The sequence below is a fragment of the Arthrobacter sp. CAN_A1 genome (genome assembly GCF_015751665.1).
Classification (GTDB): Bacteria; Actinomycetota; Actinomycetes; order Actinomycetales; family Micrococcaceae; genus Arthrobacter_D.
This window is the reverse complement of record NZ_JADOUR010000008.1, coordinates 88,885-108,840: the sequence shown is the minus strand read 5'-3', so window position 1 is coordinate 108,840 and position 19,956 is coordinate 88,885. Positions and strand designations below refer to the sequence as shown.

At 65.4% G+C, this 19,956-nt stretch carries 21 protein-coding genes; 11 read left to right on the top strand and 10 right to left on the bottom strand.

Annotated features, from left to right (window positions below; all coding sequences use genetic code 11):
* Nucleotides 1-16: 16 nt before the first annotated feature.
* A complete protein-coding gene (locus IWX62_RS11005; protein WP_196841463.1) occupies nucleotides 17-754 on the bottom strand; it encodes a beta-ketoacyl-ACP reductase in 738 nt (245 codons plus the stop codon).
* Between the two features lie 134 nt (nucleotides 755-888).
* On the opposite strand from IWX62_RS11005, the gene IWX62_RS11000 reads away from it, so the two are divergent.
* Genes IWX62_RS11000 through IWX62_RS10990 form a run of 3 tightly spaced genes read left to right on the top strand, consistent with a single transcriptional unit; the run spans nucleotide 889 to nucleotide 2,468 of the window.
* A complete protein-coding gene (locus tag IWX62_RS11000; protein ID WP_196841462.1) occupies nucleotides 889-1,362 on the top strand; it encodes a DUF3099 domain-containing protein in 474 nt (157 codons plus the stop codon).
* Complete coding sequence (locus IWX62_RS10995) at nucleotides 1,359-1,631, top strand: hypothetical protein (protein ID WP_333483369.1); 273 nt, start codon at nucleotides 1,359-1,361, stop codon at nucleotides 1,629-1,631. The genes IWX62_RS11000 and IWX62_RS10995 overlap by 4 nt, the downstream gene beginning before the upstream one ends.
* Complete coding sequence (locus IWX62_RS10990; RefSeq protein ID WP_196841461.1) at nucleotides 1,632-2,468, top strand: SURF1 family cytochrome oxidase biogenesis protein; 837 nt, start codon at nucleotides 1,632-1,634, stop codon at nucleotides 2,466-2,468.
* Here IWX62_RS10990 and IWX62_RS10985 read toward each other — a convergent pair.
* Nucleotides 2,465-4,063, bottom strand: a complete 1,599-nt coding sequence (locus IWX62_RS10985; protein WP_196841460.1) for an ABC-F family ATP-binding cassette domain-containing protein — start codon at nucleotides 4,061-4,063, stop codon at nucleotides 2,465-2,467. The genes IWX62_RS10990 and IWX62_RS10985 overlap by 4 nt on opposite strands.
* Before the next feature lie 152 nt (nucleotides 4,064-4,215).
* Here IWX62_RS10985 and IWX62_RS10980 point away from each other — a divergent pair, with 152 nt between their 5' ends.
* From IWX62_RS10980 to IWX62_RS10970, 3 genes are read left to right on the top strand one after another with little or no spacing between them, the layout of a single operon-like run.
* Nucleotides 4,216-4,875 (top strand): biotin transporter BioY, encoded by a 660-nt coding sequence (locus IWX62_RS10980; RefSeq protein WP_196841459.1) that lies wholly within the window; start codon nucleotides 4,216-4,218, stop codon nucleotides 4,873-4,875.
* Between the two features lie 22 nt (nucleotides 4,876-4,897).
* A complete protein-coding gene (locus tag IWX62_RS10975) occupies nucleotides 4,898-5,611 on the top strand; it encodes an energy-coupling factor ABC transporter ATP-binding protein (protein WP_196841458.1) in 714 nt (237 codons plus the stop codon).
* Entirely contained in the window at nucleotides 5,608-6,264 is a 657-nt protein-coding gene (locus IWX62_RS10970; RefSeq protein WP_196841457.1) for an energy-coupling factor transporter transmembrane component T family protein, read from the top strand. Before IWX62_RS10975 ends, IWX62_RS10970 begins: the two co-directional genes overlap by 4 nt.
* Before the next feature lie 101 nt (nucleotides 6,265-6,365).
* Here IWX62_RS10970 and IWX62_RS10965 read toward each other — a convergent pair whose 3' ends face one another.
* From IWX62_RS10965 to IWX62_RS10940, 6 genes are all read right to left on the bottom strand, one after another.
* On the bottom strand, nucleotides 6,366-6,695 hold the full coding sequence (locus IWX62_RS10965; RefSeq protein ID WP_196841456.1) for a metal-sulfur cluster assembly factor: 330 nt from the start codon (nucleotides 6,693-6,695) through the stop codon (nucleotides 6,366-6,368).
* Nucleotides 6,696-6,742: 47 nt separating this feature from the next.
* The gene (gene sufC, locus IWX62_RS10960; RefSeq protein ID WP_196841455.1) at nucleotides 6,743-7,531 is read right to left on the bottom strand and encodes a Fe-S cluster assembly ATPase SufC; all 789 of its coding nucleotides are present in this window, start codon (nucleotides 7,529-7,531) and stop codon (nucleotides 6,743-6,745) included.
* 80 nt (nucleotides 7,532-7,611) lie between these two features.
* On the bottom strand, nucleotides 7,612-7,971 hold the full coding sequence (locus IWX62_RS10955; protein ID WP_019483810.1) for a non-heme iron oxygenase ferredoxin subunit: 360 nt from the start codon (nucleotides 7,969-7,971) through the stop codon (nucleotides 7,612-7,614).
* Entirely contained in the window at nucleotides 7,971-9,236 is a 1,266-nt protein-coding gene (gene sufD / locus IWX62_RS10950) for a Fe-S cluster assembly protein SufD (RefSeq protein ID WP_196841454.1), read from the bottom strand. The genes IWX62_RS10955 and sufD overlap by 1 nt, the downstream gene beginning before the upstream one ends.
* Before the next feature lie 2 nt (nucleotides 9,237-9,238).
* Complete coding sequence (gene sufB, locus IWX62_RS10945) at nucleotides 9,239-10,714, bottom strand: Fe-S cluster assembly protein SufB (RefSeq protein ID WP_196841453.1); 1,476 nt, start codon at nucleotides 10,712-10,714, stop codon at nucleotides 9,239-9,241.
* An 11-nt stretch (nucleotides 10,715-10,725) separates the two neighbouring features.
* On the bottom strand, nucleotides 10,726-11,517 hold the full coding sequence (locus tag IWX62_RS10940; protein WP_196841452.1) for a helix-turn-helix transcriptional regulator: 792 nt from the start codon (nucleotides 11,515-11,517) through the stop codon (nucleotides 10,726-10,728).
* A gap of 171 nt (nucleotides 11,518-11,688) precedes the next feature.
* Here IWX62_RS10940 and IWX62_RS10935 point away from each other — a divergent pair, with 171 nt between their 5' ends.
* The 3 genes from IWX62_RS10935 to IWX62_RS10925 are packed head-to-tail and all read left to right on the top strand — an operon-like array spanning nucleotide 11,689 to nucleotide 14,389.
* Nucleotides 11,689-12,639 (top strand): ABC transporter ATP-binding protein, encoded by a 951-nt coding sequence (locus IWX62_RS10935; RefSeq protein ID WP_196841451.1) that lies wholly within the window; start codon nucleotides 11,689-11,691, stop codon nucleotides 12,637-12,639.
* The gene (locus IWX62_RS10930) at nucleotides 12,636-13,379 is read left to right on the top strand and encodes an ABC transporter permease (protein ID WP_196841450.1); all 744 of its coding nucleotides are present in this window, start codon (nucleotides 12,636-12,638) and stop codon (nucleotides 13,377-13,379) included. The genes IWX62_RS10935 and IWX62_RS10930 overlap by 4 nt, the downstream gene beginning before the upstream one ends.
* A gap of 5 nt (nucleotides 13,380-13,384) precedes the next feature.
* Nucleotides 13,385-14,389: a COX15/CtaA family protein gene (locus IWX62_RS10925; protein WP_196841449.1), complete on the top strand. Its 1,005-nt coding sequence runs from the start codon at nucleotides 13,385-13,387 to the stop codon at nucleotides 14,387-14,389.
* Here IWX62_RS10925 and IWX62_RS10920 read toward each other — a convergent pair.
* Both IWX62_RS10920 and IWX62_RS10915 read right to left on the bottom strand, forming a co-directional pair.
* Nucleotides 14,373-15,278, bottom strand: coding sequence for a dihydrodipicolinate synthase family protein (locus IWX62_RS10920; protein ID WP_196841448.1), 906 nt, complete (start codon nucleotides 15,276-15,278; stop codon nucleotides 14,373-14,375). The genes IWX62_RS10925 and IWX62_RS10920 overlap by 17 nt on opposite strands.
* Before the next feature lie 66 nt (nucleotides 15,279-15,344).
* Nucleotides 15,345-16,289, bottom strand: a complete 945-nt coding sequence (locus tag IWX62_RS10915; RefSeq protein WP_196841447.1) for a heme o synthase — start codon at nucleotides 16,287-16,289, stop codon at nucleotides 15,345-15,347.
* Between the two features lie 346 nt (nucleotides 16,290-16,635).
* Between IWX62_RS10915 and tkt the strand changes: the two genes are divergently transcribed.
* Together tkt and tal are read left to right on the top strand one after the other, a co-directional pair.
* Complete coding sequence (tkt, locus tag IWX62_RS10910; RefSeq protein WP_196841446.1) at nucleotides 16,636-18,816, top strand: transketolase; 2,181 nt, start codon at nucleotides 16,636-16,638, stop codon at nucleotides 18,814-18,816.
* 26 nt (nucleotides 18,817-18,842) lie between these two features.
* Complete coding sequence (gene tal, locus IWX62_RS10905) at nucleotides 18,843-19,955, top strand: transaldolase (RefSeq protein WP_196841445.1); 1,113 nt, start codon at nucleotides 18,843-18,845, stop codon at nucleotides 19,953-19,955.
* Nucleotide 19,956: the final 1 nt, after the last annotated feature.

Genomic DNA, 19,956 nt, shown 5'->3' with positions numbered 1-19,956 from the left:
TAGACAGCCAGTGTCGCTAATGGCCCATGCCGAGGCCGCCGTCAACGGGGATGATCGCCCCGGAGATGTAGGCGGCTTCGTCGCTGGCAATCCACCGCACCACGTTGGCCACCTCGGTGGGCTCAGCGAAGCGCCGTGCGGGGATCGTGGCGAGGTAGTTCTTGCGCATGTCCTCGGGCAGTTCGGCAGTCATGTCCGTATTGATGAAGCCAGGAGCCACCACGTTGGCGGTGATCCCCCGGGAACCGAGCTCGCGGGTGAGCGACCTGGCGATGCCGATCAGGCCCGCCTTCGACGCCGAATAGTTGATCTGGCCCGGTGCCCCGTACAGGCCGGTCACCGAGGAGATCAGGACCACGCGGCCCTTGCGGAGCCGGATCATTCCCTTCGACGCCCGCTTGATCACGCGGAACGCGCCGGTGAGGTTGGTGTCAATCACGTCGGTGAAGTCCGATTCGCTCATCCTGAGCAGCAGTGTGTCCCGGGTCATGCCTGCGTTGGCTACCAGGACCTCCACCGGACCGTGGGCTTCCTCGACGGCGGTGAAGGCGGCATCGATCTGCTCCTCGCTCGTCACATCGGCTTTCACCCCGAGGAGCCCCTCGGGGACCTCCCCGCTGCGGTAGGTGATGGCCACCCGGTCGCCGTTCTCCACAAACGCCCGCGCAATGGCAAGGCCAATGCCGCGGTTGCCTCCGGTTACCAAAACACTGCGTCCCTGCTGGGCCTCTGCCACGGATTCCTCCAGAATCATTGCTTCAAGTATCCCTGCCGATCCTAGCTGGCACCCGCTGAACTGCAAGAATGCGCCCGGGAACCTTCGGACCCTCCCAGGCTTTTAACAAGTAGGTCACTGGGTGAGACAATGGAGAGGTCCCTTGGAGTGTGATGAGCAAGCAGATCCGGCACAACGCAGACGTACATAGCATTACCGACGCACGAAATCCGCACAGCGATGAAATCCGCGGGCGGATGATCAAGTATTCAATTTCGATGGGCATCAGGCTCGTCTGCATCGTTCTGGTGTTTTTCGTTGAAGGCTGGCTGCAGTGGGTGATGATTGCCGGAGCCGTGGTGCTCCCCTATTTCGCGGTCATCTTCGCCAATGGCGGGTCCGACACCAGCGATCTCCCGCACAGCCAATCGCTGATCGACAATGTCCCCCTCACTGCGCTGGAGCCACCGAGACCGGCTGAATCGCCGGAGCCCGCTGACGATATACTGCAGGGCGAAATTATCGACGACGACCCCGTCACCGGAAGCGGTGGCGACACCCACCGCGCTACCGGCCACCACCAGGACGCCGACGACGATATTCGCCATGACACCATTCATCACGACAAGGGCCTTCCCACCGCATGAACCTTCTCGACCAGTTGCAGCAGCTCAACCCTGCCTCCCCGGAGCCGACCGACAGGGAGGCCGACGCCGTCTGCTCCCGCAAGGCCTGCAAATTACCCGCTATCTGGCAGCTGCTCTGGAATAACCCGAAGATCCACACGCCCGACCGGCGGAAGGTGTGGGTGGCTTGCGGGGAGCACCGCGATTGGTTGGAGGACTACCTCCAGACCCGTGGCCTGTGGAAGGAAACCCTTCCCCTCCACGGTGATGCAGCTGGGAAGACCGCCTAGATGTACCGTTTCCTCTTCTCGCCCCGCTGGCTGGGCTGGTTGGCGCTGGTCGCTGTCCTGGCAATGGCGTGCAGCGCCCTGGGAATGTGGCAGCTGGACCGCCGTGACCAGCTGGCCGACACGATCGAACGGATCGAAGCCAACTATGACCAGCCGGCAGTTCCCTACGAGGCAGGCTCAGCGGATTTCCGGTCGTTTGACCCCGCCGAGGAATGGTTGCCCGTCGAGCTGACCGGCACCTACGACACGGCCAACCAACTGGTGGTGCGCAACCGGCCCTTCAGCGGACGGCCAGGCTACGAGGTGCTGGTGCCGCTCCGACTGGCTGACGGGTCGGCAGTGATCATCAACCGGGGGTGGCTGCCCATCGGCAATGACGAGGCGGGGCGCCCCGACGCGTTCCCCCAGCCACCGGATGGCGAGGTGACGGTAACTGCCCGGATCAAACCCGGCGAGCCGCAGCTCGACCGTGGCGCGCCGGACGGGCAGATCGCCTCCATCAACCTCGCCCGCTACTCCGAGGTGGTCGATTATGACGTCCAGGACGGCTCGTATGGCCTGATGTCAGCCGAAAGCCCGGCCCCTGCCACTTCGCCGCAGATCTTTCCCCGGCCGTCGCTGGACGCCGGACCTCACCTGTCCTACTCGATGCAGTGGTTCGCCTTTGGCGGTTTGCTGTTCGTGGGCTTCGGATACGCTGCCCGGCAACAGCAGCGGTCCGACGACGAGGATGCTGCAGAAGCCAACGGGACCGTGTCGGCGGCGCCAGCCCGGAGACAACGCCGCCCCACCGCCGAGGAAGAAGAAGACGCCTACCTCGACGCGCGGGGCTTCTAGGCCATCGTCACCAGGTCGAGGTAGTCGTCGCTCCACAGGTCCTCGACGCCGTCGGGCAGCAACACCACCCGTTCGGGGTTGAGCGCCTCGACGGCACCCTCATCGTGGCTGACCAGAACGACGGCGCCGCTGTAGTTGCGCAGCGCACCAAGGATTTCGGCGCGGCTGGCCGGGTCGAGGTTGTTGGTCGGTTCATCGAGCAGCAGCACATTGGCTGAGGACGCAACGATCGTTGCCAGGGCCAATCGGGTCTTCTCGCCACCGGAGAGCACACCGGCGGGTTTGTCGACGTCGTCGCCGGTGAACAGGAAGGAACCGAGGACGCCGCGCACTTCGGCATCCTTCATATCCGGGGCGGACGACCGCATGTTCTCCAGCACGGTGCGCCCGGTGTCAAGGGTTTCGTGCTCCTGGGCGTAGTAGCCGACCTTCAGGCCGTGCCCGGGGATGACCTCGCCCGTGTCGGGCTTGTCGACGCCGGCAAGCATCCGCAGCAGGGTGGTCTTCCCGGCACCGTTCAGTCCGAGGATCACTACCTTCGATCCGCGGTCGATGGCCAGGTCGACGTCGGTGAAAATTTCCAGTGAACCGTAGGACTTGCTGAGTCCCTCGGCGGTCATCGGAGTCTTTCCACACGGTGACGGCTCCGGGAACCGCAGGGCGGCGACGCGATCCTGTGCACGGACCGCCTCAAGACCGCCCAGCAGCCGCTCGGCACGCTTCGCCATATTCTGCGCGGCGACCGCCTTGGTGGCCTTGGCGCGCATCTTGTTGGCCTGATCCATGAGGACCTGGGCCTTCTTCTCGGTATTGGCCCGCTCCCGCTTCCTGGCGCGTTCGTCAGTCTCCCGCTGCTGCAGGTAGCGTTTCCAGCCAATGTTGTAGATGTCGATGGTGGCGCGGTTGGCGTCCAGATGGAACACCTTGTTCACCGTCGCCTCCAGCAGGTCCACATCGTGGCTGATCACGATCAGGCCGCCCTGGTGGTTCTTCAGGAACTCGCGCAGCCAGGTGATGGAGTCGGCGTCGAGGTGGTTGGTGGGCTCATCGAGGAGCATCGTCTCAGCACCCGAATAGAGGATCCGCGCCAGCTCGACACGCCGCCGCTGGCCACCGGACAGGGTGGACAGTGGCTGGTTGAGGATGCGGTCCGGCAGGGCGAGGTTCGAGGAAATGGCTGCTGCCTCGGCTTCCGCGGCGTACCCGCCGTGCGCCAGGAACTCAGCCTCGATCCGGTCATAGCGTGCCATCGCCTTATCGCGCACCGTGGTGTTCTCGCTCGCCATGTCTTCCTGGGCGGCGCGCAGCTTGGTGACGACGACGTCGAGGTTCCGGGCGGACAAGATCCTGTCCCGCGCCAGCTGCTCCATGTTCGGCGTGCGCGGGTCCTGGGGCAGGTACCCGATCTCACCCTTCCTGGTGACGGTGCCACCGGCGGGCAGGCCCTCCCCGGCCAGGACCCGGGTCAGCGTGGTCTTGCCGGCGCCGTTACGGCCCACCAGCCCAATCTTGTCCCCGCGGTCAACACGGAATGACACCGCATCCATAAGCAGGCGCGCTCCCGCGCGCAGCTCTAAGTTCGAGACGGTAATCAATGCCGTGGCCTTTCAATGGAACGGGTCCGCAACATCGGATGGTTGCTGGATGCCTAAATTTGTAGGAAACCTACAAGCGAAATAGAAACCGCTGGCACTAATCTCAGTAAGTGACGGCACACTGTTGTCGATAACTAACAGGAAGAGCCACCATGCGTCTGAAAAATCAGGTTCCTGCGACGGCCGCTGCGGATGATGCCACCCACACCAGGCACCGCTGGAATGCCACGGATCTTTCGCTGATCGCGGTCTTCGCGGCCATGGTGGCCGCTCTAGCAATCCTACCTGCTATCCCCGCCGGGCCGCTCGGGGTGCCTGTGACGCTCCAGACACTCGCGGTGATGGTGACCGGAATTGTGCTCGGTCCAGCGCGCGGTGGAGCCGCCGTCGCCCTCTATGTGCTGGTCGGGTTGGCTGGGCTGCCGATCTTCAGCGGATTCACCGGCGGTGTTGGAGTGCTCGCTGGGCCGTCCGCCGGGTACCTGATTGCCTTCCCACTTGCTGCGGTCGTCGCGGGGTTCCTGGCCCGCCTGGTTCTAACCCGGGTGCGACGGTTCCGGTACGCCGCCCTTTTCGGAGCCTGCATGGTCAGCAGCCTGCTGGTTATCCACCCGCTGGGAATCGCAGGGCTGATGATCAACGGCAAGCTGGACTTCGTGACCGCGGTCCTGGCAGACGCCATCTACCTGCCCGGAGACGTGCTGAAGAACCTTGTGGCCGCGGCAATCGGGCTGAGCGTGCATCGCGCGTTCCCCCGGCTGATCGGCGGCCGCCAGCGGCCCGCTGCCCCGGCACCCGCATCCACCCGCTGAGCCAGGGAAGCCGGCTCCCACGATGATCGACTTCGACGGCGCGGCAGTGAGCGTCGACGGACCCGGCCAGCCCCGCCAGATTCTTGAGCCGCTCACCCTGACCCTCTCCGAGCGCCGGATTGCCGTGATCGGCGCCAACGGGTCGGGGAAGTCGACGCTGCTCAAGCTCATCAACGGACTGATCACGCCGACCGCCGGACGCGTCCTGGTGGACGGGCTCAACACCATGAAAGCGGGCCGGGCGGTCAGGCAGCGCGTCGGGTTTGTCTTCACTGATCCCCTGTCGCAACTGGTGATGCCGACGGGCCGGGAGGATGTAGAGCTGTCCCTCCGTGCCACCATCCGCAACCCCGCCGATCGGCGGTCCGCTGCCCTGGCAGTGCTTGATCGCTTCGGGCTTGCCCCGCGGGCCGATCAGAGCATCTACGACCTTTCGGGCGGGGAACGGCAACTGATGGCGCTGGCCACCGTGCTCGCCGTCAACCCCGCCATCCTCGTTGCCGATGAGCCGACCACCCTCCTCGACCTGCGCAACGAGCGGCGGGTCCGTAGCCTGTTCCGCACGCTGGACCAGCAGGTGGTTTTCACCACCCATGACCTCGACTTCGCTGCTGACAGCGACCGGGTGCTGGTGATCGACGCCGGTCGCCTGGTGTTCGACGGCGCCCCCCGGGCGGCGATCGACAGGTACCGTGGCCTCCACTTTGAGACGCCGCTGCCGGATACCAGTCCGTGAGGGGGCACGCCAGCCTGCTCGGCACCTATGTGGAGGGTGATTCCCTGCTCCACCGGGCTCCCCTGTGGACGAAGGGCCTTGCCGTCCTGCTCCTGTCGACCAGCGTCCTGCTGGTAAACACGCCGGCGCTCACCGGCGCTGCCCTTCTGCTGGTGGTGGCCGGCTATCTTCTCGGCGCCCGGCTGCCGCCGGTGCACCTGTGGCGGCCGCTGGCTCCGGTCTGGCCGATGCTGGTCATCCTCGGCGGGTATCAGGTGATCGTGAACGGCCCGCAGCCGGCATTACAGCTGGTCGGGAACATTACGACGTGCCTGCTGGCGGCACGCCTGCTCACGCTCACCACCGAGGGACAGCGGCTGCTGGATGGCCTCGTTGCCCTGGCCGTTCCGTTCCGGCGGGTGGGAGCTGACCCCGAACGGTTCGGCCTGACGCTGGCCCTGATGGTCAGGAGCCTGCCCTACCTGGTCGGTTCGGTGGCTGACGTCCGGGACGCGGCAAAGGCCCGCGGCCTGGAACGCAACCCGCGTGCCCTGGTGATCCCCGTCGTCGTCGGCGCTGTCGCCTACGCCCACCAGACCGGTGAGGCCCTGGCCGCCCGTGGCCTTGGGGAGTCGAGTCCCGAGGACGTTCCCGGCGCGTCCCGAATCGGCTAGCGCAGCAGAAAACAGCAGCCGCCCCAGATATACCTGGCGCGGCTGCCGTTTTCTGCTGCGAATGCCGCTTTCGAGTGCGGCGTCCTAGGTGGTGGACGGGCCTAGATGTTGAACCCGAGGGCCCTCATCTGGTCGCGACCATCTTCGGTGATTTTCTCCGGACCCCAGGGCGGCATCCACACCCAGTTCAGGCGCCAGTCATCGACGACTCCGTCCAGTGACTGACCCACCTGCTCCTCGATGACGTCGGTCAGCGGGCAGGCCGCCGTGGTGAGCGTCATGTCGATCAGCAGGGCGCCGTCGTCGGCGTACTTCAGGCCGTAGAGGAGACCCAGGTCAACGATGTTGACGCCCAGCTCGGGGTCAATCACATCCTTGAGGGCTTCCTCGACGTCGTCGATTGCGGTCTGTCCCGCATTCACTTCACTCATTGTTCTCTACCTTCTCGAAGTGGTACCGAGCTCAAATGCTGGCGAACCTAGGCGCCGGCTGGAGCGTCAACTGAAGCTGAAACGGGGGTTCCGAAGCGGTCGTAGCCCTCGGCCTCCAGGCGTTCAGCCAGCTCAGGGCCGCCCTGCTCGGCGATCCTGCCGTCGACGAACACGTGCACGAAATCGGGCTTGATGTAACGCAGGATCCGCGTGTAGTGAGTGATCAACAGGGTACCCATTCCACCCTTGGAGTGCTCGCGGTTCACGCCTTCGGAGACCACCTTCAGCGCGTCGACGTCAAGACCTGAATCGGTTTCGTCGAGGATGGCGAAGCGGGGCTTGAAGAGCTCGAGCTGAAGGATCTCGACACGCTTCTTCTCGCCACCGGAGAAGCCCTCGTTGACGTTGCGCTGGGCGAAGTCGGCGTCGATGCGCAACTGCGACATCGCTTCCTTGACATCCTTGGTCCAGTGACGCAGGCTCGGAGCCTTGCCGTCCAGGGCCGTCTTGGCGGTGCGCAGGAAGTTGGTCATGGTGACGCCTGGTACCTCGACCGGGTACTGCATGGCCAGGAACAGACCCGCGCGGGCACGCTGGTCGACGCTCATGGCGAGAACGTCCTCACCGTCGAGGGTGATAGTTCCGCTGTCCACGAGGTACCGGGGGTGACCGGCGATCGTGGAGGCGAGGGTGGACTTGCCGGAACCGTTGGGTCCCATGATGGCGTGTGACTCGCCGGTGTTGATGGTCAGGCTGACCCCTTTGAGGATCTGCTTCCTGACCCCCTGCTCCGTCTCAATGCTGACGTGGAGGTCAGTGATCTTAAGAGTGGACATCTGTGGTTCTCCTTCGCGCCCTGCCTCAGGCAGGGTGTGCAGTCTGTGGTCGAGCTGAGTAGTCGAAAAGTGTGTGGTGGTTAGCCGAGGTCCGGGACGGCAGCACCGTTGGTGACGGTGGTGATATCCACGTAGACCTCGTCGCCATGAATTTCCAGGGCAAACACGGGGACCGGTTCGTAGGCCGGCAGCTGCAGCGGGGCGCCGCTGCGCAGGTCGAACTGCGACCCGTGTCCCCAGCACTCGATGACGCACCCCTCGACGTCACCCTCGGAGAGGGAGATGTCGGCGTGCGAGCAGGTGTCCCCGAGCGCGTGGATGGCGCCCTCGGAGTCCTTCACCACGGCTACCGGGTAGTCGTCGATCAGGATGCGCAGGGCCTGCCGGACCTCAATGTCGTTGACATTGCAGACCAGCTCGCCCTTCGGTGCGTCAGCCATCAGATGTTTCCTGCCGCGAGTTCCCGCTCGACGGCGTCGGTCAGCCGTTCCTCAAGCGCTGGCACCTTGATCTGCTGGATGACCTCGTTGAGGAAACCGCGGACCACCAGGCGGCGGGCGGTCTTCTCGTCGATGCCGCGGGCCATCAGGTAGAACAGGTGCTCGTCGTCGAACCGCCCGGTGGCGCTGGCGTGGCCGGCACCCTCGATGAGACCGGTTTCGATCTCGAGGTTGGGCACCGAGTCGGAGCGGGTGCCGTCGGTGAGCAGCAGGTTCCGGTTGGTTTCGTAGGTGTCGGTTCCCTCGGCTTCCTTGCGGATCAGCACGTCGCCCACCCAGACGGTGTGGGCGTCCTGGCCCTGCAGTGCGCCCTTGTACGTGACGCGGGATTTGCAGTTGGGGACGGCGTGGTCCACCAGGAGGCGCTGTTCAAGGTGCTGCCCGGCGTCGGCGAAGTACAGTCCATACATCTCCACCTCGGAGCCCGGCCCGGTGAACAGGGACGACGGCGTCATCCGCACCAGGTCTCCGCCCAGGCTGACGACCACGTGCTTGAACTTCGCGTTCCGGCCGATTTTCGCCTGCTGGGTGGAGGTGTGGACGGCGTCGTCGTCCCATTCCTGGACACTGACGACGGTGAGTTCAGCGCCGTCACCGACGACGATCTCAACGTTCTGCGCAAGGGTGGTCTTGCCGTGGTGGTCGAGGACCACCACGGCCTTCGAGAACCGCTCGGCCGTAATGATCAGGTGCTGCGCGGCAGGGCTCTCATCCACGCCATTGATCGCGATGTGGATGTCTCCGTCGGCGATGGTTTCCACCGGGATGGTCACCACTGTCGCCTCGGTGAACGCTTCCCAGGCTGCCGCCGAGACCCGGTCATCGGGGATCGACGCGGAGCCAATGCGGGAGTCGTCGCGACCCACCGTCTCGACGGTGACGTTGCCGGCACCGGTGACCTCGACCGTGGGGCCCTGGCCGGTCAGCGGCTGGTTGTGCAGCCCGCGGAGGCGCTTGAGCGGCGTGAACCGCCAGTCTTCCTCGCGGCCGTTCAGCGGCGCAAAGTCGGCCAGCTTGTAGGACTTGAGCCGCTCGCCGCGGGACGCCTCGGGGATGACCGGGGCGTCGCCGTGGCTGTGCTTCTTGGCGCCGTGCTGGATGGTTCCCTCGTTGAACGGGGAAAGGTTTTCGCCCTCTTCGGTGAAACCATCAATGGCAATTTTTTCTGCGGACGCTGGCGCGTCCAACTGGGTAGCTTCAGCCATTGTCAGCCCACGGCCCCTTCCATCTGGAGTTCGATCAGGCGGTTCAGTTCAAGCGCGTACTCCATGGGGAGTTCACGGGCGATGGGCTCAATGAACCCACGCACGATCATCGCCATGGCCTCGTCCTCGGGCATGCCGCGGGACATCAGGTAGAACAGCTGCTCTTCGCTGACCCGCGAGACGGTTGCCTCGTGGCCCATGGTGACGTCGTCCTCACGGATATCGACATACGGGTACGTGTCGGACCGGGAGATGGTGTCGACCAGCAGTGCGTCGCAACGCACCGTGTTGGCCGAGTGGGTGGCACCCTCCCTGACCTGGACCAGCCCACGGTATGCGGCGCGTCCACCGCCCCGGGCTACCGACTTGGAGATGATCGACGACTTGGTGTTCGGTGCGATGTGGACCATCTTCGAACCGGTGTCCTGGTGCTGGCCTTCGCCGGCGAAGGCGATGGACAGGGTTTCGCCCTTGGCGTGCTCCCCCACCAGGTAGACGGCCGGGTACTTCATGGTGACCTTCGAGCCGATGTTGCCGTCAACCCACTCCATGGTGGCGCCCTCATGGGCGATGGCCCGCTTGGTGACCAGGTTGTAGACGTTGTTCGACCAGTTCTGGATGGTGGTGTACCGGACGCGGGCGTCCTTCTTCACCACAATTTCGACGACCGCGGAGTGCAGGGAGTCCGACGTGTAGATCGGGGCGGTGCAGCCCTCGATGTAGTGCACGTAGGAACCCTCATCAGCGATGATCAGGGTGCGTTCGAACTGGCCCATGTTCTCGGTGTTGATCCGGAAATAGGCCTGCAGCGGGATCTCGACGTGGACGCCGGGCGGCACGTAGACGAACGAGCCACCGGACCAGACGGCCGTGTTCAGCGAGGCGAATTTGTTGTCGCCCACCGGGATGATGGAGCCGAAGTATTCCTCGAAGAATTCGGGGTGTTCCTTCAGCGCGGTGTCGGTGTCCATGAAGATGACACCCTGGCGTTCGAGTTCCTCGTTGATCTGGTGGTAGACCACCTCGGACTCGTACTGGGCTGCGACGCCGGAGACCAGGCGGTTACGCTCGGCCTCGGGGATGCCCAGCTTCTCATAGGTGTTCTTGATGTCTTCGGGGAGTTCTTCCCAGCTGCCAGCCTGCTTCTCGGTGGACCGCACGAAGTACTTGATGTTGTCGAAGTCGATGCCGGACAGGTCGGCGCCCCAGGCGGGCATGGGCTTCCGGTCGAAGTACTTGAGGCCTTTCAGGCGCAGATCAAGCATCCACTCGGGCTCGTCCTTCTTCGACGAGATGTCACGGACCACCTCTTCGCTGAGACCCCGCTTGGCGTTGGCGCCGGCGTCGTTCTTGTCGGACCAGCCGAAAGCGTAGTTACCGATGCCTTCGAGCTCGGGGTTGCGCTCCAGGATGTCGCTGATAACTGCCTCAGGAACGGCTGGCTCAGCCATTGTCTTCTGGTCTACTTGATCCGTCATCACGGCCTTTCTTACTGATGGATGGATACGGTCGGTTCGGTCCCGGGGGTGTCTACCCCGGCGGGGGCCGGAGTGACCCGGCCCACAGGAATATGGGTGGTGCAGACGTGACCGCCGCGGGCGAGCGTTGAAAGCCGCCGCACGTCGACGCCGAGCAGCCGGGAAAACACTTCGGTCTCCTGGTCGCAGAAGGAGGGGAATTCAGCGGCCAGCTCCTGCACCGGGCAGTGGCCCTGGCAGAGTTGGACGGCCAGCATGGCTGCGTTGGGGGCGTTTCGGCCCACGACAGTGGTGGACCCGACAAATCCGTCAGCGGTGAGGGCGCTGGCCAGCGCCTTGGCACGGTCTTCAAGATCCGCGCCGGCGGCTTCCACTAGGGGACGGTAGCGGGTTTCCATCTCGGCAAACCGGGTCCGGGCGAACTGCTCGACGGCGTCCGGGCCCGCCACGTCCTGCAGCTGGGCCAGGGCGGCCTTGGCGATCGACAGGTAATCGGTCCCCAACTCGGTCTGCCCCCGCTGGCTGAGCACGTAGCGGCGTGCGGGCCGGCCGGCACCCGATGAGGGGTTACCGACGAGTTTGACTTCAATGAGCTGTTTGCGGGAGAGGGCGTCGAGGTGGCGCCGCACTGCCGCGGGAGTGAATCCCAGCCGCTCGCCCAGTTCGGCAGCGCTGACGGGGCCGTGCTCAAGCACTGCGGCGAGCACCTTGCTGCGGGTCCGGTCTTCGGCCTCATGGGGGCGGAACACGTCGGCCGGGCGTGCATCAGCCGGAACGGTACTGGTTGGGTATGACTGGCTCATGTCGCCTCCTCCGGATTCCGGGCCACAGTTCTGCGTCCACAGAAGTTCTGCGTCCACTGAATAGACAACACAATCATGTCCTAATCTGTTCCCCACTGCCAGTAAGGTGAGGCTACCCAGCGCCCGCCCGTCAAGGGAGGATGCACCTACTACATGCCGTAGAATAATTGAGTGCCAAACCCCTCTCCCGCGCTGGAAGTTACTGCGCTCGTCAAGGACTTTGGACCCGTTTCCGCACTCGACGGCAAAATGGTCAGGGTGCTCGACGGCGTCCACCTTCGAGCCTACCCCGGACAGGTGACGGCGCTCCTGGGCGCCAACGGTGCGGGAAAGACCACCACCCTCGAATGCGCCCAGGGGTTGCAGCGCCCCAATAGTGGGACAGTCCGGCTACTCGGGGAGAACCCGTTCAATGCCGGCGCGGCACTCCGCAGCAGGGTGGGAGTGATGCTGCAGGAAGGCGGGCTCCCGCCGTCGGCCCGGCCGCTGGCGCTCCTGAACCATGTGGCAGCGATGTACGGTTCGCCCCGGCCGGTGGCCGAACTCGCCGACCGGCTGGGCATCACCTCCTATGCCACGACCGGGATCCGGCGGCTCTCCGGTGGACAGAAGCAGCGGCTCGCGCTGGCCTGCGCCCTGATCGGCAACCCCGAGGTCCTCTTCCTCGACGAACCCAGCGCCGGACTGGACCCCCAGTCGCGCACCATCGTATTCGAGCTGATCCGTGAACTGCGTGCCGAGGGGCTGGCGATCATTCTCACCACCCACCTGCTCGACGACGCCCAAAAGCTTGCCGACTACGTCTATATCCTCGACGCCGGGCGCACAGTGACGCACGGCACCGTAGCCGACCTGACAGCCGACGACGCCGGCGACACCTACCGCGACCTCCGTTTCCAGGCCGCCCCCAGCCTCACCCTCCCCGCCGACTCGTTCCCGGCCCTGACCTTTCGCGAAACCGAGCCGGGCCGGTACTCGGTGGCAGGCTGCTTCACTCCGGCAGATCTGACCTCGATGGCACGATGGTGGGAACAGGAGGGAATCCTGCCTGTCTCCATCACCATGGAACCGCGGTCCCTTGAAGACGTGTTCCTTGACATTTCCGGCAGGGAGATCCGATGAGTACTGCCGCACCGTTAGCCAGGCGCATCCTCCTGCAGGGCCGTTATGAGGCGCTGTCCATGCTCCGCAATGGAGAACAGCTGGTCCTCGCGATTGCGCTGCCGCTGCTCGGCCTCGTGGTGCTGGTGCTCACGCCGTTCCTCGACGGCCTGGCGGGAAGCAGGATCGACGCGGCCACCCCGGGTATCATCGCCCTGTGCGCCATGTCCACTGCGTTTACCGGCCAGGGCATCGCCACCGGCTTCGACCGCCGCTACGGGGTGCTGCGTTTCCTTTCCACCACTCCCCTGGGCAAACCGGGCCTGATCTTCGGCAAGGCCCTCGGCGTCGTCGTGGTCCTGGCGGTTCAGCTGGTGGTGATCGGTTGCGCGGCCGCCCTGCTGGGATGGCGCCCCGACCCGACAGGACTGCTGATCGGGCTGGCCCAGCTCATCATCGGCGCCGCCGCGTTCACCGGCCTCGGTCTTCTCGTGGCCGGGACCCTGCGCCCCGAGGCCACCCTCGCGGTCACCAACCTGGTGTGGATTCTGCTGGCGGTTGCCGGCGGAATTGTCCTCCCGGGTACCCTGCTGCCCGAGTCGATCCGCCCGTTCGTCGACCTCCTGCCGTCGTCGGCGCTGGGTGACGGATTACGGTCGGCGCTCATCGATGGGGCATTCAACCTTCCTGCGTTCCTCATCCTGGCGGGATGGGCTGTCCTGTCCAGCCTCGCCGCCATTCGCTGGTTCAAATGGAGTTAGCACACATGACACAGACCGCACCCACCGGCTGGCGCCGCATCACCGCGAAGCTGCCGCACACCACCACCCGGCTGGTCCGCGGGCTGGCGATCGCTTCCCTGGTCTCCCAGATCATGATTGTGGTGACCGGCGGCGCCGTCCGGCTGACCGCTTCAGGTCTGGGCTGCCCCGAATGGCCGAGGTGCACCTCCACCTCGATCGTCAACACCCCGGAGATGGGCATCCACGGGGTGATCGAGTTCGGCAACCGGATGCTGACCTTCGTGCTGACCGCCATCGCCATCGCCATGGTGGTGTCCCTCTGGAACATGCGCAAGGAACGCAAAGACCTGTTCCGGCTCGCCCTTGCCCTCGCCGCTGGCATCCCGGCCCAGGCCATCCTCGGCGGCATCACCGTCCTGACGCAGCTCAACCCGTGGGTGGTGGGCTGGCACTTCATCGTGTCGATGGTCCTGATTGTGCTGGCCACCGTCCTGGTCAACCGGGTCAGGCTCACCACCGGCCAGGCGTCGAGCTCAGACGCTCCCCTCGGATCTCGGCTACTGCGCCAGATCCTGACCGCCGCGGCAGCGCTCACCGCGGTCACCGTCTTCCTCGGTGTCATTGTCACCGGTTCCGGACCCCACGCCGGCGACGCCGGTGCGGCCCGGAACAACCTCGACCCCGACCTGATGACCCGGATCCATGCGGCGCCCGTCTACCTACTGGTCCTCACCGTCGTCGTCTCGCTGGTGCTCGTGTACCGGGAGTCGGCTGCACCCCGGCTGCGGCAGGCGGTGGTCCTCCTCGCTGCTGTGGTTCTGGCGCAGGGAGCGATCGGCTACCTCCAGCACTTCCTGCACCTGCCGGTCGCGCTGGTGGCGCTGCACATGCTGGGTGCATCGGTGCTGACCGCTGCGATGGCCAACGCCCTGTACCTGGCAGTCAACCGCCAGGACCGGGTATCACCGGAGCCGGAGAACGGCTTGTCCACTTCTTCTGGACACGCCGCCCTCAGAGACGGCCGGTAACCTCAAGGGCATCAACCAGTCGGGCGAGGTCGCGCTGTTCGCTGCCGGGGACGGGTAGCACCGGCAGCCGCGGCTCGCCGGCGTCGACACCGCAGGCCTTCGCGAGGGAATGGAGGCCGCTCAGTTTCCGCAACCGCAGGACCGCCTGCACCACCGGCAGCAAAAGCCGCCGCGACTCGTCGATCCGTGCCGCATCCCCGGCGAGCACTGCCGCCCGGAACTCGGTGTACGCCAGTGGGAGCAGCGCCGCCGGACCGGTGTGCCAGGCATCGGCGGCCACCTCTCCCGACGCGATCAGCAAGTCACCACTGAGCCCATGGCTGAACGGCTGGTCGGTCAGCGACCGAAGCCGGTCGTAGCGTTGCCGGAACCCGACCACGTCCGCGGCGGTGTCCTTGAACGCCTGCACGTTGGGCAGGGCGAGGAGTTCGGCGACCAGCTCCAGGTCGTAGTGGAACTGGGTGGTGCCGGGGTTGTTGTAGAGGCAGATAGGCAAGGACGTCACATCGCACACGGCGGCCGTCTGCGCGGCAACCTCGTCATTGTTCAGCGGAACGTAGGACACGGGCGACAGCACCACTCCAGCGGCGCCGGCGCGCTCAGCGTCGCGGGCGGCGTCGAGTACTTCCCGGGTACCGACCGAACTGATGCCCACCACCACGGGGACCCCGCTGCCGGCCTGCTGGGCGGCGTCAACGGCTGTTGCCGCGACCTTCGAGCGTTCAGCGACACTCAGGTAGGCAAAACTTCCCGACGAGCCAAGAACCGCAATGGTGTCGACCCCCGACGACGCCAGTGACGACACCAGCGACGTGAGCTCTGGATAGTTGACGTCACCGTTCTCATGGAAGGGAGTGACCGGGTACGCGATAAGACCGTTGAACACCATGTGCTCATGCTAGCCGCACTCCCTGAGGTCAGGCAGCCACCGACAACAGGAGCCGACGGCGGGCGGCTAGAAGACCGGGCCGCCGATGAATGGGTCGATGGCCAGCGCCAGGAACACGACGGTGAGGTAGCTGATCGAGCCGTGGAAGACCTTCATGGAGCCCTTGTCGGTGACAGTGCCCCGGACGGCCGAGGTGTGCAGCTTGTGCGTTTCGGACAGGAACCAGATCCCCGCCGCGACAGCTGCAACGGTGAACACCCAACCGGCTCCGCCCACCGGGATCAGGAGCAGGGAGCAGGCGACGGTGGCGTAGGCGTAGAGGACCACCTGGACGGAGACGACCCGGGCCCCAGCGATGGCTCCCAGCATGGGGACCTTCGCCGCGTTGTAGTCGTCGCTGTATTTCATGGACAGCGGCCAGTAGTGTGGCGGCGTCCACAGGAAAATGATGAGGAAGAGGACGATGGCGGGCCACTCCACCGTGTTGGTGACCGCAGCCCAGGCGATCAGCACGGGCATGCACCCTGCGACACCGCCCCAGACAATGTTCTGCGGGGTGCGGCGCTTGAGGATCAGCGAGTACACGACGACGTAGAAGAAGATCGCTGCCACGCCGAGACCGGCAGCCAACGGGTTAGCGCCGAACCAGAGGACAGTGATGGCCGCGACGCCGAGCACCCAGGAGAAGATCAGAGCTTCACGGGGGGTCACCTCGCCGGTCACCAGGGGCCGCTTCTCCGTCCGGTGCATCACCTTGTCGATATCCCGGTCGATATAGCAGTTGAAGGAGCCGGCGCTTCCTGCGGCTAGGGCGCCACCCACCATGGTGGAAATGATCAGCCAGACCCCGGGCAAACCGCCCTGGGCGAAGATCATGGTGGGAAGGGTGGTGACCAGCAATAGCTCGATGACTCGAGGCTTGGTCAGGGCAAGATAAGCCTTGGCTTTGCGTTTGAAACCCGTACTGGTGCCCGTAGTGCTGGCGAGGCGCGGATCCTGCTCGGTCTTCACGAGGTAACACTGCCGTTTCTGCTGGGGGGAAAGTCCTCTCTCATCATACCGTCCCCTCCCCCACAGATTTTACGGCGTGTAGAAATTCCGGCCGCCGTCCGCCCCGGGTGACTCGTCACGTCACGATGTGGACTTTGAATTTGAAAAACAGCCCAAAGCGATAGGGTGATGGTAATGCCCAGCCCGTATCTGCTGCTAGACGCCGGCGGACGCGGGGGCGGGTAGCCAGAATGCAGACTTTACAACGGTGAACGGCCAGCTGGTTCGGTGCGCAAAGACGGCAATCGCCAGTCCTACGCGGGCGCCGCGGCGCTGGTCGTGGAGCACAGAGAGGGGCTGAGGTTTCGTGCCGCAGCTTGATACGCAAGAACTGACCTGGACCGACCTGGATAACCGCGCGGTGGACACTGTCCGCGTGCTGGCGGCGGACGCTGTGGAGAAGGTGGGTAACGGTCATCCCGGCACGGCGATGAGCCTGGCCCCCGCCGCCTACCTGCTGTTCCAGAAACTGGTCAGGCACGACCCCTCCCAGCCTGAATGGACGGGACGCGACCGCTTCGTCCTGTCACCGGGCCACACCTCACTGACCCTGTACATCCAGCTTTTCCTTTCCGGATATGGCCTTGAACTGGAGGACCTGAAGTCCCTGCGCACCTGGGGCTCCAAGACTCCCGGGCACCCCGAGTACCGCCACACTGCCGGCGTCGAAATCACCACCGGTCCCCTCGGCCAGGGCCTGGCCTCCGCAGTCGGCTTCGCGTTCGCGCAGCGCCGCATGCGCGGCATGATGGACCCCGACGCGGCGGCCGGGGAAAGCCCGTTCGACCACACCGTCTGGGTCATTGCATCCGACGGCGACCTCCAGGAAGGCGTCACGGCTGAGGCTTCGTCCCTGGCCGGGCACCAGGAGCTCGGCAACCTCGTGGTGCTCTACGACGAGAACCACATCTCCATCGAAGACGACACCGACATCGCTTTCACTGAGAACGTGCTGGGCCGTTACGAGGCGTACGGCTGGCACGTCCAGCGTGTCGACTGGACCAAAACCGGCGAGTACGTCGAGGACATCGAGGAGCTGTACCGGGCGCTGACCGCGGCACGGGACGAGACCGGCAAGCCCTCCATCGTGTCCCTGCGGACCATCATCGGCTGGCCAGCGCCGACCAAGCAGAACACCGGCAAGATCCACGGGTCGGCGCTGGGCGCCGACGAGGTGGCTGCCCTGAAGGAGACCCTCGGCCTCGATCCGGCCAAGCACTTCGACGTCGCCCCCGAGGTGCTCGAGCATGCCCGGCAGGTCACCGACCGCGGGCAGGCTCTCCGCGCCGACTGGGAAGAGTCATTCAGCGCCTGGCGGCAGGCTAACCCGGCCAACGCCACGCTCCTGGACCGGATCGCGTCGCGGACCCTCCCCGACAACTGGGACGACGCCCTGCCCACCTTCGAAGCAGGCAAGGACGTCTCCACCCGGGCAGCGTCGGGCAAGGTGCTGTCCGCCATCGGCCCTGTCCTCCCCGAGTTGTGGGGCGGCTCCGCCGACCTGGCGGAATCGAACAACACGACCATCGAAGGGTCCCCGTCGTTCATCCCCGCCGGCAAGCAGACCGACACCTGGCAGGGCAACCCCTACGGCAGGGTCCTGCACTTCGGCATCCGCGAGCATGCGGCGGCGGCGATCGTCAACGGCATCGTCATGCACAGCAGCACGCGGGCCTTCTCCGGGACGTTCCTGATCTTCAGCGACTACCAGCGGCCAGCCATCCGGCTGGGTGCCCTGATGGGCGTCCCCTCCATTTACGTCTGGACCCATGATTCCATCGGTCTCGGCGAGGACGGCCCCACCCACCAGCCGGTGGAGCAGCTGGCGGCACTGCGAGCGATCCCGGGACTCGACGTCGTCCGCCCCGGTGACGCGAACGAGGTGGCTGTCGCCTGGCGCACCATCCTGGAGAACACCGGGAACCCAGCGGGCATAGTCCTGACCCGGCAGAACATCCCCACCTATGCGCGTGGAACCGGAGCCGCCGACGGCGAGACCTTCGGCTCAGCCGAGGGCACCGCCAGGGGCGCTTATGTCCTGGCCGAAGCGGCCAGCGGAACCCCCGACGTCATCCTGATCGGCACCGGGTCCGAGGTGCAGCTGGCGGTCGAGGCACGCGCCACCCTGCAGACGGAGGGCATCAACGCCCGCGTGGTCTCCATGCCCAGCCTTGAGTGGTTCAACCGGCAGGACGAGGCGTACCGTGAATCGGTCCTTCCCGGAGACATCACAGCGAGGGTCTCCGTGGAGGCCGGCGTGGCGTTGGGCTGGCGTGAACTGATTGGCGACGCCGGCAGGTCAGTGTCGCTCGAACACTTCGGGGCCTCAGCGGATTACAAGCGGCTGTTCACCGAGTTCGGGATTACCGCCGACGCGGTGGTCCAGGCCGCCCGCGACTCCATCGCCGTCGCCGGAAACCACCGCGCGCCCAACGGCACACCGGCCTGGTCCGGTCCCTCATCATCCGAAACCGGCGACCAGCAGTAATCGTCGACAATTCAAGGAGACTACCTATGACTTCCACCCCCACGGCAGACCTCTCAGCCGCAGGCGTATCCATCTGGCTCGACGACCTCTCACGGGAGCGCATCAACTCGGGAGCATTCAAGCACCTGATCGAAGACCGCAACGTGGTGGGTGTAACCACCAACCCGAGCATCTTCGCCGCAGCCCTGCAGAAGGGCGAATCCTACGCCACGCAGGTCGAGGCCCTCGCTGCCGCCAACACCCCGGTTAACGACGCAGTCTTTGACATCACCACCCACGACGTGGCCCAGGCCTGCGACATTTTCGCTGCCGCCGCGAAGAGCACGGGCGGCGTCGACGGCCGCGTCTCGATCGAGGTTGACCCGCGCCTGTCGAAAGACACCGAGGGCACCATCGCCGAAGCGAAGCGCCTCCACGCCAAGGTGCAGCGGTCCAACGTCCTGATCAAGATTCCTGCCACGGTCGAGGGCCTTGAGGCGATCGCCGCGACCATCGCCGAGGGGATCAGCGTCAACGTCACGCTCATCTTCTCGCTGGAACGCTACCGGGCCGTTATCAACGCCTTCATGCTGGGCATCGAACAGGCGAAGGAAAACGGGCACGACCTCTCCACCATCCACTCGGTGGCTTCCTTCTTCGTGTCCCGCGTGGACAGCGAGATCGACAAGCGCCTTGACGCCATCGGCACCGATGAGGCAACCGCGCTGAAGGGCAAGGCCGGGCTCGCCAACGCACGGCTCGCCTACCAGGTGTACGACGAGCTCTTCGACACGGAACGGTGGGAGGTCCTCGCCGCCGCCGGAGCCCGGCGTCAGCGACCACTCTGGGCCTCCACCGGAGTCAAGGATCCCAACCTGCCGGACACCCTGTACGTCACCGAACTGGTGGCCCCCGGTGTGGTGAACACCATGCCGGAGAAGACCCTCGAAGCCACCGCCGACCACGGCGTCATCACCGGCGACACCATCACCGGGACCTACGACGACGCCAACTCGGTACTCAACGCCCTCGAGAACATCGGCATCTCCTACGTCGAGGTCGTTGAGCAACTGGAGGTTGAAGGCCTGGACAAGTTCGTGGTGAGCTGGGAAGAGCTCCTCGAAACAGTTCAGACCGCACTGGATTCGGCAAGGGGTTAAG

What these genes read in the sequence shown, in the direction of transcription:
- IWX62_RS10940 (WP_196841452.1), bottom strand. Translation starts at nt 11,517, where the DNA reads ATGAGCCAGTCATACCCAACCAGTACCGTTCCGGCTGATGCACGCCCG.
- IWX62_RS11005 (WP_196841463.1), bottom strand. Translation starts at nt 754, where the DNA reads ATGATTCTGGAGGAATCCGTGGCAGAGGCCCAGCAGGGACGCAGTGTT.
- tal (WP_196841445.1), top strand. Translation starts at nt 18,843, where the DNA reads ATGACTTCCACCCCCACGGCAGACCTCTCAGCCGCAGGCGTATCCATC.
- IWX62_RS10930 (WP_196841450.1), top strand. Translation starts at nt 12,636, where the DNA reads ATGAGTACTGCCGCACCGTTAGCCAGGCGCATCCTCCTGCAGGGCCGT.
- IWX62_RS10925 (WP_196841449.1), top strand. Translation starts at nt 13,385, where the DNA reads ATGACACAGACCGCACCCACCGGCTGGCGCCGCATCACCGCGAAGCTG.
- sufB (WP_196841453.1), bottom strand. Translation starts at nt 10,714, where the DNA reads ATGACGGATCAAGTAGACCAGAAGACAATGGCTGAGCCAGCCGTTCCT.
- sufD (WP_196841454.1), bottom strand. Translation starts at nt 9,236, where the DNA reads ATGGCTGAAGCTACCCAGTTGGACGCGCCAGCGTCCGCAGAAAAAATT.
- IWX62_RS10990 (WP_196841461.1), top strand. Translation starts at nt 1,632, where the DNA reads ATGTACCGTTTCCTCTTCTCGCCCCGCTGGCTGGGCTGGTTGGCGCTG.
- IWX62_RS10920 (WP_196841448.1), bottom strand. Translation starts at nt 15,278, where the DNA reads ATGGTGTTCAACGGTCTTATCGCGTACCCGGTCACTCCCTTCCATGAG.
- IWX62_RS10965 (WP_196841456.1), bottom strand. Translation starts at nt 6,695, where the DNA reads ATGAGTGAAGTGAATGCGGGACAGACCGCAATCGACGACGTCGAGGAA.
- IWX62_RS10955 (WP_019483810.1), bottom strand. Translation starts at nt 7,971, where the DNA reads ATGGCTGACGCACCGAAGGGCGAGCTGGTCTGCAATGTCAACGACATT.
- IWX62_RS11000 (WP_196841462.1), top strand. Translation starts at nt 889, where the DNA reads ATGAGCAAGCAGATCCGGCACAACGCAGACGTACATAGCATTACCGAC.
- sufC (WP_196841455.1), bottom strand. Translation starts at nt 7,531, where the DNA reads ATGTCCACTCTTAAGATCACTGACCTCCACGTCAGCATTGAGACGGAG.
- IWX62_RS10980 (WP_196841459.1), top strand. Translation starts at nt 4,216, where the DNA reads ATGCGTCTGAAAAATCAGGTTCCTGCGACGGCCGCTGCGGATGATGCC.
- IWX62_RS10975 (WP_196841458.1), top strand. Translation starts at nt 4,898, where the DNA reads ATGATCGACTTCGACGGCGCGGCAGTGAGCGTCGACGGACCCGGCCAG.
- IWX62_RS10995 (WP_333483369.1), top strand. Translation starts at nt 1,359, where the DNA reads ATGAACCTTCTCGACCAGTTGCAGCAGCTCAACCCTGCCTCCCCGGAG.